We start from the raw sequence: 11,638 nt of genomic DNA, 5'->3' as shown, positions 1-11,638 counted from the left end.
CGGGAGCACACGACATGGACGAGAACACCCGCTACCAGGTACTGCGCAACGACGAGGAGCAGTACTCGCTCTGGCCGGTCGACGTGGCGGTGCCCGCGGGCTGGCAGCCCGTCGGCAAGGAGGGCACCGAGCAGGAGTGCTCCGCCTACGTCGACGAGGTGTGGACCGACATGCGCCCGCGCAGCCTGCGGGAGCGGATGCAGAACACGCAGGCCTGACCGCCGTCCGCAGTCGCCATGAGCCGTGGGCACGGGGGCGGGGTACACCACCTCCGTACCCACGGCCGGCACCTCCCGGAGCGGTGCCCGCCCCACAGGACCGCGGGCCCCCGCCGGACACTCTCCGGCCCCGCTCACCGAGGAGGGCCCGCCGCCCGAGCACGCGGGGGCGGGACACCGCCCCGGGAGGACCCCCTCGCTCACGCAGGCCCCGTCCCGCGGGGCGGGCCCCAACATCCGCCGCACGCCCGAGGAGTTCGCCGATGACACCTGCTCTGAGAACCGAACGGCTGGAGTTCACGCCCTACCGTCCCGAGGACGAGGACCACTTCGTCGCCCTGCTCCGCACGGAGGAGGTGTGCCGCTGGATGGGACAGGACCAGGTGCCCGAGGCCGACCTGCGCGCCGTGTTCCGTGCCATCCTCAACGACGTCTACCCCACGCAGCGCTTCGACGTGTGGGGCGTGTGGTGCCAGGGCACATACATCGGCCACGCGGAGGTGAAGAAGACCGGCAACGTCGACGGTCACGAACTCATCGTCGCCCTCATCCCCGAGTACTGGGGACAGGGAATGGGCACCGAAATCGTTCGCGGCCTGCTGCGTCACGCCGCCGACAACCTCGGGCTCAAGGAGGTCTACGGCATGGTGGGCACCGAGAACACGGCAAGCCTCGCCCTGTGCCGACGCATGGGCTTCCGCGACGTGCGCGACGTGGTCGGCGAGGACGGCTCGGTGACCCGGATGGTCGTCATCCCCACCACGGGGTGACGCTCCGAGACCGGGCACGCCCCGGCCGCGGGCGGACGCCGTGGGCGCGGCGGGCTGAGGGCTCGGAGTATTCCTGGACCGCGCTTGCGTTCGTCGACGCCGGCGATGTGCCCGTACGGCACCAACTCCGTCTCGAGGTCGCGGACCCTCGTCATGCAGCGGCGGACGTTGTGCCATCCAGACCCACGGCCACGGACGACGTGCCACTCTGCGGCGGAGATCGGCAGTACGGTCGCCGCTGGTGAACGCGGGGCGGTTCGAGGGGGCCGGAAGAATCACGTGCCACTTACTGATGGTTCGAGAATGAGGTCGCGAGCGTAGGGGTGCCGCCGGATGAGGCGAGGGCCTGTCCGGCCTTCCCCATGTAGTTCTGTCTCATGGCCTGACCCACGACGGCCGGGCCGCCGTGCAGGCTCAGCCGGTCGGTCGAGCCACTGTGCATAGTGTGCTCATGGATCGATTCGTGGGTCAGGGCCGCCTCGAGTGGTGGGCCAATCACTCGACTTGCCTTGAGACGTACGAGATCGACATCACCGTCGCTGTCGACGCGGTCGACAAGTGGCAGGCAACCGGGCGGCATGCCAACGCCCTTGACCCGACCCAACGCGAGGGCTGGAACTTCCTCATGGAGATGGACCCCCACTTCGCCCTTGCGTTTCCCGGTGAGGACCGCGGCGGGATCACGGTGCGAGTCGTCGAGGCCGAGGATGGAACTCTCACGCTTATGGAGGCACCGGACTGATTCGCAGGCGGCGAAGACATATGAGGCAGCAGGCCAGTTGAAGCATGCCCTGGTGGAGATCTGCGCGTCGTTCGTAGCGGATGCGGAGCCGCTTGAACTGATGCAGCCACGCGAAGATGCGCTCGACCACCCAGCGAAGCTTGCCCAGTCCGGAGCCGTGCGCGACGCCGCGTCGGGCGATCACCGGCTGGTCCACAGACCCGAGCGGGTCATGGCCACCGTGTTCGACGACGCTGCCGCAACGACAGGGGCCATCTGCGCGACTGGGTCGTCCTGGTCGGCGGCGCCCGCCACCAACTCGGCCTGATCCAGGCCGAGAGAAGACTGACCGAAGGGTCGTCGTGTGACTGGGCGGGCGCCCAGGTGACATGGTCTGTCAAGCTGATTCGGTGTTCGAATACTGTCTCTGGCTTGCTGCCGTCCCGGAACCGATTCCTGAAGCCGAAGCCGGTATCTACTGGAACCTCAAGGATCTCCCCACTGCGACCCTCGACGCAGCATTGAGGCAAGCGCACTACGCATACGTCGGTTCCTGGCAAGACACGCATCTGGCGGAAATTCCGCAGTCTGGCCGTTGCTCGGCCGTCCGGGTCTTCGACTGGCTGTTCTATCGAGGGACCATCGACCGCTACCAAGTACCGATCCTGGACGCTCGGCTGCGAGCTGAACTGATTGGGCTTTACCGTCCCCGGCCAGACGACCTGCCTGCGGAGTCCGTCAACACGGATGAGTTCGCCATGTTCCTCACCGCGCACCTCGGTTGGTGCCTGCTGCCCGAGGAAGCGCCCTCACCAACCACGGCAACGTCTCCGGCCCCCCAGGGGCAATCTGACCGACGAGCAGGATGGCTGAGCTGACCTTTTTGCCGGGCTGCCGATTTCTGCGAAAGCCATGTCGTTTGAGAATGCGGCGGGGCAACGTTCTCAAGTGACACGGCACGCCAGCAGGTCAGCCGCTCTCTACCCGCCCGGTGAACAGCGACGGGACAGCAGCAGGAGAACCGCCCTATCCGCTGTACTCAACGGTGGCCTTGTCGAGGACCTCTGCCAGATCGTCGGCCGACTCGGGCGTCAAACGGTAGAACCCCTGCAGGCTGACCGCGCGCTCAAGGCGGCCGTCCACCACGTACTTCAGCCCACGGGTCTGTCCTCGGCGGTTGCGCCAGGTGAGCCGTCCCAGGAGATCGCCGGGTATCGGCACATCGAAGCGCACGGGCGTGGCTTGCACGTGCACCGCCTCAGCGCCGCAGCCGTTGGCGCCGAGCGCCGACCAGTCGTCGTGCCCGGGAAACCCAGGGTCCTGCCATGTCGCGGGAGCGGCACCGCAACAGTCGCGTCTTCCCACGCCTTCCACTCGCATGCGGCTCACCAGGAAGACCTCGCCCCGGTTCACGTGCAGCGCGTACACCTCGTCCCCGGCGCGTGCGCCCGACCAAGCGGGAAGAGAGGAGTGGGCGCCGCTGAAGGCGATTGGTGGCCGCTCGCCCACGCGACCTGCCTTGCGCAGGGCACGGCACGTGTCGTGGGTCCACAGGACGGTGAAGGCAGCAGACATGCCAGGATCCTACGAACGGGCACTGACAACCTCGCTCGGGGACGGTTTTCTCGGTCAGCCGACGCCGAGGACGGCTCCGCACGAGGCCGGATGTGGTTACGGCGGATAAGGCGTACCCATCCTGCGCGACCCGCGACCCGCGACCCGCGACCCGCGACCTGCCAACCCCTGCGCCAGCACGGCATCCGCGCCCCTCAGGGACTCGGCGCAGTCAGATACCGCTGGATCGTCGGCGCCAGCCACGCCACGATCTCCGCCCGCGCCAGCCCCACCGCCGGCGGCATCCGCAGCACGTACCGCGTGAGCGCCAGCCCGAGCAGCTGCGACGCCATGAGGGCCGCCCGTGCCGGGACCTGCTCGGGGTCGGGGCACACCTGGCGGGCGACCGGCAGCAGTTGGTCCCGCAGGATGCCCTGCATGCGCTCGGCCCCGGCCTGGTTGGTCACGCCGACCCGCAGCAGGGCGGTGAGGACCTCGTTGTTCTCCCACATGTCGAGGAAGTGCTCGACGAGGATGCGCCCGGTGTCCTGTCGGCGGTCGGCCCCGCTCACGTCCGGCAGCCGCAGGTCGATGGCGACGGCCGCCGCGAAGAGGCCCTCCTTGTTGCGGTAGTACCGCATCACCATCGACGGGTCGATGTTCGCGTCCTTGGCGATGGCGCGGATGGTGGCTCGCTCGTAGCCGTCGGTCGCGAAACGCTCGCGGGCCGCCGCGAGGATCGCGCCGCGAGTGGCGTCGGAGCGGCGGGGGGCGGCTGAGCCGGAAACCGTGGAGGTGCTGTCGCTGCCGTTCATGCCAACAAGCGTAGGCCAACGAATGTAGGTCAACAAGTGTTCGCCAACGCTTGTTTGCCAACAGTCGTTGACATCGTCGTCGGCACCTCGCTACCTTCGTCAACGAGCGTTGGCCAACATCCGTTGGCGACAAGTGACGGCAAACAAGCGATCGCAACAGGAGGCCACCATGGACGGCACCACCACCCAGCGCACGGTGATCGTCGTCGGCTCCGGCCCCACCGGTCTCCTCCTCGCCGGTGACCTCGCCGCAGCCGGCGTCCCCGTGACCCTCGTCGAGAAGCGGTCGCGCAAGATCAGCAACCTCTCCCGTGCCTTCGGGGTGCACGCGCGCACCTTGGAGCAGCTCGACGCCCGCGGCCTCGCCGACCCACTCCTCGCCACCGGCGACACCATCACCGGCCTGCGGCTCTTCCGCCGCCTCTCCCTCGATCTGAGCACCCTGCCCTCGCGCTTCCCGTTCCTGCTCATCACCCCGCAGTACGAGGTCGAGCGGCTCCTGGAGAGCCGGGCCCGGGAAGCGGGGGTCGAGTTCGCCTACGAGAGCGAGGTCGTTGAGCTGCGGCAGGACGACGAGGGAGTCGACCTTGACGTGCGCGGCGCGGACGGGGCGGTCGTCACCCGCCGAGCGGCCTATGTCGTCGGCGCGGACGGTCACCGGAGCGCCGTGCGGGAGGCGATCGGGCTGGACTTCCCGGGTGTCTCCGTCATCAAGTCGCTGATCCTGGCCGATGTCCGGCTGGCCGAGAAACCCCAGGGCGTCCTCACCGTCAACGGCCGCGACGACGCCTTCGCGATGATCGCCTCCTTCGGCGACGGCTGGTACCGGGTCATGGGCTGGAACCGCCGCAACGAGGTCTCCGACGATGCCCCGCTCGACCTCGGCGAGGTCAAGGAGATCACCCGCCGTGCCCTGGGCACCGACTACGGCATGCACGACGCCCGCTGGCTCTCCCGTTTCCACAGTGACGAGCGTCAGGCACCGCACTACCGGGTCGGGCGGGTGTTCCTCGCGGGGGACGCCGCGCACATCCACTCCCCGGCCGGCGGGCAGGGCATGAACACCGGCCTCCAGGACGCCGCCAACCTGAGCTGGAAGCTCGCCGCCGTCGTCCAGGGCCGGGCGTCCGAAGGGCTCCTCGACAGCTACGAGGCCGAGCGCCACCCCGTCGGCAGGGCGGTGCTGCGCAGCAGTGGCGGACTGGTCCGGCTGGCCCGCGCGCAAAATCCGTTGGTGCGTGCCGCCCGCGCTCTCGTCTCCGCGTTCGTCGACGTGGCCCCGTCCGTCCAGCGCAAGGCTCTGGGGCAGATCACCGGGATCGGCTACGCCTACCCCGCCCCCCGCGGCGCCCATCGCCTCACCGGCACCCGTGTCCCCGACGTCGCCCTGGAGGGCGGCCGGCTCTACGAAGCGCTGCGCGGCGGCCGATTCGTACTGATCACACCCGGAGCGTACGAAGGTCCGGGTGTCCGCGAGGGGTGGCTGACCGTGGAGCGCTGGGCGAGCGACCGCCGGACGACCGTCCTGGTACGACCCGACGGATACGTGGCCTGGGCGGCCGAGGGCGCGGACGCGGCGGGGATCGCGGAGGCGGTGGCCCGGTATCTGGGTCACTGACCTGGCATGCGTGATCGTCACCGTGGTTGGCGTCGGAGGCCGGTGCCCGTGGCCGGGGCCCACCCCGCGATCGGCCTGTTCGCGACGTTCACCAGGGCCGTGACCATCCAATCGGCGGCGGCCGACGAGCGATGATCTCCTCCGCCACCGGAGCCGCCACCCTGGTCATCGCCTCACTCAACCGCGAGCACGGCTTCGGATGGCGGCGACGCGGCGCGGGACCCGGCGTCAGATGTGCATAAGCCCGTGTGCCGGGTAGGCGGGGGAGAAATGCGGGGATAGCGGTGTCCCGCCTGGGTACTGGGGTGCGGGTGGCCGCGAAGGGCGCCGGCCGGTCAGGTCTGTGACGCAGGGGAGTAGCGAGTTGGGGTTCGTCGAGTCGGGTTTCGCTCTCATCTCCCGCCACAGCGCCCGAGTGGTGGCGGGCCGCTACCGGCTGGACGAACTGATCGGTTCTGGCGGTGCCGCGGATGTCTACCGGGGCTTCGACCTGCGACTGCGCCGCCCGGTCGCTGTGAAGGTCTTCCGGCCCGGGACCGGCTTCGACACCGAGGAGAACTTGGGCGGCGAAGCGGTGATCCTGGCCCGGCTGGAGCATCCGGGAGTGGTCAGCGCCTTCGACGCCGGGCACGACGGCGACGGCTACCTCGTCATGCAGCTGGTCGACGGCCCCACTTTGAAGGCCCGCATCTCCGAAGCGCCCCTGCCGTGGCAGACGGTGGCAGTGCTGGGCGCCGGGCTGGCGGACGCGCTGGCACACGCGCACGGGGCGGGCATCGTCCACCGGGACGTGAAGCCGTCGAACATCCTCCTGGACGCCTCCGGACGTCCCCATCTGACCGACTTCGGCATCTCGCGGCTGCTGGACGGCACCACTCGCACCGCCACCGGCACCCTCATCGGAACGGCTGCCTACCTGGCCCCCGAACAGGTCCTCGGCAGGCCCGTCGGCCGGCCCGCCGACGTCTACGCCCTCGGCCTGGTCCTCCTGGAATGCCTGACCGGCCGGCTCGAGTACGACGGCGGACCGCTGGAGGCAGCCATCGCGCGACTGCACCGCGGTCCCGGGATCCCCGACGGCATTCCCGACGGCTTCGCGGCCCTGCTGCGGCAGATGACCGACCTGGACGAGCACGCGCGGCCCCCGGCCGGCGACTGCGCCCGGACGCTGGCCCTTCTGGCAGAGAGCAACCCAGGGACAGAGGCCACCCCGTCCGCGCCGCGGCCGACAGAAGTGCGGGCGCCGGTGACAGCGGGCGGCACAGACCGCGCCCTGTCACCAGAGTCCCCGCCGGCCGACACCTCGACGGCCGCTTTCAAGCAGCCGGCGCCCGCCTTGGCCGCACGGCACCGAGTGCGGATGGCGGGCGCGGCCGTGGCCGTCGCTGCGATCGCCGCCCTCGCCGTAACCGAAGGCACCGCTGGGTACACCACGGGGGATGACAAAGGCGCCCCAGCCGCCCCGGTGACGCCGCACACGCAGGTCGAGGAGACCCCCTCTGGCCCGGAGGCCTCGCCCACCGATGAGCAGCCGGTTCCGGCCCGCGAGCTCCCTGCCGCCGCGCCGGGACAGGGCGCTACCGGCACCGCCGGGCAGCCTGCCGCCGGGTCGGCACGGGTCCAGCGCCAGCCCAAGCCTGCGCACACACCCGCAGCCGCCCCGGGGAAGACGAAGGCCGCCGACGCACCGCGAGGATCCGCGAAGCGTCAGAAGGCCAACAAGTCGGGCGAGAAGGGTTCGGCCCAGCAAGTCGAGAAGCGTCAGCGCCGCTGACCGGGCGCCTTGGACAAGCCCTACGTCCCCCCCCGACACGCGACGGATGGGACCCTGCCGACCCGGGAAGCGAACCACGCGTTCTGGAGGTCGCGTACCGCTCGGCAAGCGTGTCCTGCACGACCGCCAACTCGCTCTCAAAATGGTGCTGCAGGACGGGCCGCCCTCGTCTCGACCGGCAGGCCATAGCCGAACTCGTCATCAAGACCCGCGGCCCGCACACCCTGGCCCGCGGCGGCGCCCAGGCCCTCCTGGACATCCCTCACCGCCAACTCGACGGCTGCGTGGCCGCCGAGACTGCCCGCCGCCTCATCCTCCGAGTGCGGGCCCTGACCCACCAGTTGGAACGCTTCCGCAAGCCCACGCGCACCGACCCTGCCGAGCCAGCCCACCGCTACGTGGTGCCCCCACGCGTCAACCCGGAACAGTCAGGCGGGCGTTCGGGGCGTGCGCAAGCGGTGCAGCAACCCCCGTCATGCACTCACGACGATTCGCGGACGACGAGTTCCGTGGGAAGCGTGACGCGCCTGCGCGGCGTTTCGGGATCGTTGATCTCTTCCAGGAGGATGCGGGCGATCATGGCGCCGATCTCCTCGACGGGTTGACGCACGGTGGTGAGGGGCGGATTGGTGTGCCGGGCGATGATGGAGTCGTCGAACCCGACCACGGCCACGTCGTCGGGGACGCGTCTGCCCTGCCTGCGCAGTTCTGCCAGAGCCCCTGCCGCCATGACGTCCGAGGCGACGAACACGGCGTCCAGCTCGGGTACCCGTTCAAGGAGTGAACGCATCGCCGCCGCGCCGCCCTCCTCGGTGAAGTCGGCCGAGGTCACGAGCCGGTCCGTGCCCCGGTGGCCGGCCTTCTCGAGGGCCTCGCGCCATCCCTGGAGCCGACTGCGCCCTACCTCCATGTCGAGCGGACCACTGATCGTGGCGACGGTGCGCCGCCCCCGCGCGAGGAGGTGGTCGACAGCCGCCGCGGCCCCACCGGTGTTGTCGGAGTGCACGTGGCTGAGCGACTCGTCGGGGGAGCGGCGTCCGGCGAGCACCGTGGGCAGTCCCATCTCCTCCAGCAGCCCGGGCAGCGGATCGTGCTGGTGCACGGAGACGAGGAGCACTCCGTCGACACGGCGTTCAGCGACCGACTTGGTGAGTTGGTCCCGCTCTGACTGGTCGCGGATGAGGACCAGTTGGAGCTGCGTGCGGGTCTCCGCGAGGGCGGTGCTGACACCGCGGATGACCGCCGAGAAGTAGGGCTCCGAGCCCAGTCTGGCCTCGGACTCCGGGATCACCAGGGCCACGGAGTTCGTCCGGCTCGTCACCAGTCCCCGGGCAACGGAGTTCGGGACGTAGTTCAGTTCGGCGATGGCGGCGAGCACGGCGGCCCTCGCCTTCTCGCTGACGAGTTCGGAGCCGTTGATGACTCGTGAAACGGTGGTGCGTCCGACACCGGCGCGCGCTGCCACGGTGATGATGGTCGGGCGTTGCCTTTCCCCCATGGCACCTCCTCCGCTCGGCCCTGTCTGGACGGCTTTCACCTGCGCATTGTGCCAGACCCCGGGAGGGCGCCCGCAGCACGCGGAGGCAGGCCCGGGACATCTTTCGGCAACGAAGTGGATTCAACTTCTTGACAGACCCCGGAGACGACGGCGAGGCTGCGGGCTCCTGAGTGGGCACGTTCCCACCGCCAAATGGGAACGTACCCACCGAACAAATCGCGCCTGCGGAGCGGACCGCGTGGTGCGAACTCCGGTGCGTCAGCGCCGCCGCTAGGAGGACCAGATGGACAAGTTCCGAAGCGCCTTGCGTACGAAGGTCGTGGCCGCCGTGTCGGTCACGTCGGCTCTCGGCCTGCTTGCGGGCTGCGGGGGCAGCGACGGTGGCACCGGTGGAGGCAAGAAGGACGGCAAGGTCACCATCACCATGGGGCTCTTCGGCGTCATGGGCTTCAAGGAGACCGGTCTGCTCGACAAGTACATGAAGGAACACCCGAACGTCATCATCAAGGCGGACGTCGCGGGCGACGAACAGACCTACTACACCGCCCTGCAGACCCACCTGGCCGCAGGCAGCGGACTCAAGGACATCCAGGGCATAGAAATTGGTCGGGCCAAGGAACTGTCCGACACCCAGAAGGACAAGTTCGTCGACCTCTCCGGAGTGGCCGGGACGGACCACTTCCTTCCGTGGAAGCAGAGCCAGGTCACCACCGCCGACAACAAGGTCATCGGCCTCGGCACCGACATCGGCCCCATGGCCGTCTGCTACCGCAAGGACCTCTTCGAGCAGGCCGGCCTGCCCACCGACCGCGACGAGGTCGCCAAGCTGTGGGAGGGCGACTGGTCGAAGTACGTCGCCGCCGGCAAGCTGTTCAAGCAGGGCTCCAAGGACGACAAGGTCGCCTTCATGGACAGCTCCAGCGGACTGTTCAACGCCATGATCTACGGCAACTCCCAGCAGTTCTACGACAAGCAGGGCAAGCTCATCTACGCCACCAACCCTGTCGTGAAGGACGCGTGGAAGCTGGCCTCCGAGGCGGCCACGTCCGACCTGACGGCCAAACTCCGCCAGTTCCAGCCCGGTTGGGACCCCGGTCTGGCCAACAGCACGTTCGCCAGCACTGTTTGCCCGGCATGGATGCTCGCGCACATCAGCGAGAAGGCGGGACCGAAGAACAAGGGCAAGTGGGATGTCGCCAAGGCACCCAAGGGCGCCAACTGGGGCGGATCGTTCCTCGGGGTGATGGAGAAGAGCCCCGTCAAGAAGGAGGCTCAGGACCTCGTCGCCTGGCTCACCGCCCCCGAGCAGCAGGCCTACCTCTTCGAGAAGATCGGCAACTTCCCCTCGTCACAGACCGCGTTGGAGATGCCCGAGGTCGTCGATGCCAAGTCGGACTACTTCGGTGGCGCGCCCATCGGCAAGATCTTCGGCGCTGCGGCCCAGGAGATCCCCGACGAGCAGGTGCTCGGTCGCAAGGACGGCACCATCAAGGACATCTTCTCGCAGGGGCTGACCTTGATCGAGGCGCAGAACAAGAGCCCGAACGAGGCGTGGAAGACCACTGACGAGCGCATCGAGAAGGCCGCCGGCTGACCTGGGCCCTGCCTGCCGCCCGGCGCCCCACGCGCGGCCCGCACGGGGTCGCCGGGCCCCTGCCCGCCTCTCCCACCCTCCAGGAAGGACGCCTTCCGGTGGCCATCTCCACCTCCACATCCCCCAAGGGCGCGCCCGGCGTCACAGCGGAGCGCCAGCGCCGCCGTACGCTGCTGCACCGCCTCGACGTCCGCGGTGCCCCGTACGCCTTCGTCGCCCCGTTCTTCATCGTGTTCGCCGCCTTCAGCTTCTACCCGCTCATCTACACGTCGTGGATCTCGCTGCACCGCGTCGAACTGTCGACCCTGAACCTCATGGAGTGGGTCGGTTTCGACAACTACACGGCGCTGTGGGAGGACGACCGCTTCTGGAACGCGCTGCTCAACACCTTCACCATCGGCGTCCTGTCGACCGTGCCTCAGCTGCTGATGGCGCTCGGACTGGCGCACCTGCTCAACTACCGGATGCGCGGCTCGACGTTCTTCCGCGTCGCCGCCCTGACGCCGTACGCCACCTCGGTCGGTGCCGCCGCCCTCGTGTTCACGATGCTCTTCGAACGCGACTTCGGCATGATCAACTGGATGTTGAGCATTGTCGGCGTCGACAACCTCGACTGGGAGAACAACAAGTGGGCCGCGCAGACGGCGATCTCCTCGATCGTGATCTGGCGCTGGACCGGATACAACGCGCTGCTGTACCTCGCCGCGATGCAGGCGATCCCGCGCGACCGCTACGAGGCCGCGGCAATCGACGGCGCCTCGCGGTGGCAGCAGTTCCTGAAGGTCACCGTTCCCGGCATCCGTTCCACCATCGTGTTCACCATCGTGCTGTCGACGATCGGCGCGACGCAGCTCTTCGGTGAACCCCTGATCTTCGGCCAGGGCCCGAACGGCATCACGGGGGGAGCGGACAACCAGTACCAGACCCTGGGGCTGCTGCTGTACGAGGAGGGCTGGAAGAACTACCAGATGGGGCGGGCCGCCACGGTCGCCTGGGCGATGTTCCTGCTGCTCATTGTCGTGTTCGTCGTCCAACGCATCGTCAAGCGCTTCACCGCGCGCAGGACCTGACCGGGA

General features: G+C 69.0%; 11 protein-coding genes and 2 pseudogenes. 9 read left to right on the top strand and 4 right to left on the bottom strand.

The window, feature by feature from the left end; genetic code table 11:
* The first annotated feature begins 14 nt into the window (after window positions 1-14).
* The 3 genes from ACH41F_RS05105 to ACH41F_RS05095 all read left to right on the top strand — a co-directional run bounded on the left by ACH41F_RS05105 (window position 15) and on the right by ACH41F_RS05095 (window position 1,730).
* Window positions 15-218, top strand: coding sequence for an MbtH family NRPS accessory protein (locus ACH41F_RS05105; protein ID WP_391237662.1), 204 nt, complete (start codon window positions 15-17; stop codon window positions 216-218).
* A 263-nt stretch (window positions 219-481) separates the two neighbouring features.
* On the top strand, window positions 482-988 hold the full coding sequence (locus ACH41F_RS05100; RefSeq protein WP_391237659.1) for a GNAT family N-acetyltransferase: 507 nt from the start codon (window positions 482-484) through the stop codon (window positions 986-988).
* A gap of 451 nt (window positions 989-1,439) precedes the next feature.
* Window positions 1,440-1,730: a hypothetical protein gene (locus tag ACH41F_RS05095; protein ID WP_391237656.1), complete on the top strand. Its 291-nt coding sequence runs from the start codon at window positions 1,440-1,442 to the stop codon at window positions 1,728-1,730.
* Here ACH41F_RS05095 and ACH41F_RS05090 read toward each other — a convergent pair.
* A pseudogene (locus ACH41F_RS05090) lies at window positions 1,711-1,920 on the bottom strand (transposase); the annotation flags it as partial. The gene ACH41F_RS05095 and the pseudogene ACH41F_RS05090 sit on opposite strands and share 20 nt — an antisense overlap.
* 199 nt (window positions 1,921-2,119) lie before the next feature.
* Here ACH41F_RS05090 and ACH41F_RS05085 point away from each other — a divergent pair.
* Window positions 2,120-2,587 carry a hypothetical protein gene (locus ACH41F_RS05085; protein ID WP_398833675.1) on the top strand — a complete coding sequence of 156 codons (468 nt, stop codon included), beginning with the start codon at window positions 2,120-2,122 and terminating at the stop codon, window positions 2,585-2,587.
* 148 nt (window positions 2,588-2,735) lie between these two features.
* On the opposite strand, the gene ACH41F_RS05080 is transcribed toward ACH41F_RS05085, so the two are convergent.
* Complete coding sequence (locus ACH41F_RS05080) at window positions 2,736-3,284, bottom strand: hypothetical protein (protein ID WP_398833062.1); 549 nt, start codon at window positions 3,282-3,284, stop codon at window positions 2,736-2,738.
* A 194-nt stretch (window positions 3,285-3,478) separates the two neighbouring features.
* Window positions 3,479-4,078 (bottom strand): TetR family transcriptional regulator, encoded by a 600-nt coding sequence (locus ACH41F_RS05075; RefSeq protein ID WP_398833060.1) that lies wholly within the window; start codon window positions 4,076-4,078, stop codon window positions 3,479-3,481.
* Between the two features lie 169 nt (window positions 4,079-4,247).
* Between ACH41F_RS05075 and ACH41F_RS05070 the strand changes: the two genes are divergently transcribed.
* The 3 genes and pseudogenes from ACH41F_RS05070 (at window position 4,248) to ACH41F_RS05060 (ending at window position 7,470) form a co-directional block, all read left to right on the top strand.
* Window positions 4,248-5,696 carry an FAD-dependent monooxygenase gene (locus tag ACH41F_RS05070; RefSeq protein ID WP_398833057.1) on the top strand — a complete coding sequence of 483 codons (1,449 nt, stop codon included), beginning with the start codon at window positions 4,248-4,250 and terminating at the stop codon, window positions 5,694-5,696.
* Between the two features lie 48 nt (window positions 5,697-5,744).
* Window positions 5,745-5,899, top strand: a pseudogene (locus ACH41F_RS05065) (sodium-independent anion transporter); the annotation flags it as partial.
* A gap of 140 nt (window positions 5,900-6,039) precedes the next feature.
* The gene (locus ACH41F_RS05060; protein WP_391237641.1) at window positions 6,040-7,470 is read left to right on the top strand and encodes a protein kinase; all 1,431 of its coding nucleotides are present in this window, start codon (window positions 6,040-6,042) and stop codon (window positions 7,468-7,470) included.
* Between the two features lie 481 nt (window positions 7,471-7,951).
* On the opposite strand, the gene ACH41F_RS05055 is transcribed toward ACH41F_RS05060, so the two are convergent.
* Window positions 7,952-8,968, bottom strand: coding sequence for a substrate-binding domain-containing protein (locus tag ACH41F_RS05055; RefSeq protein WP_391237637.1), 1,017 nt, complete (start codon window positions 8,966-8,968; stop codon window positions 7,952-7,954).
* Window positions 8,969-9,251: 283 nt separating this feature from the next.
* Here ACH41F_RS05055 and ACH41F_RS05050 point away from each other — a divergent pair, with 283 nt between their 5' ends.
* A complete protein-coding gene (locus ACH41F_RS05050) occupies window positions 9,252-10,562 on the top strand; it encodes an extracellular solute-binding protein (protein WP_398833055.1) in 1,311 nt (436 codons plus the stop codon).
* 98 nt (window positions 10,563-10,660) lie between these two features.
* A complete protein-coding gene (locus ACH41F_RS05045; RefSeq protein WP_398833053.1) occupies window positions 10,661-11,632 on the top strand; it encodes a carbohydrate ABC transporter permease in 972 nt (323 codons plus the stop codon).
* Window positions 11,633-11,638 lie beyond the last annotated feature (6 nt).

The sequence above is a fragment of the Streptomyces sp. NPDC020489 genome (assembly GCF_044386545.1).
In the GTDB taxonomy this organism is placed as follows: domain Bacteria; phylum Actinomycetota; class Actinomycetes; order Streptomycetales; family Streptomycetaceae; genus Streptomyces.
The sequence above is the reverse complement of the archived record's forward strand: the minus strand, read 5'-3'. Positions and strand labels throughout refer to the sequence as shown.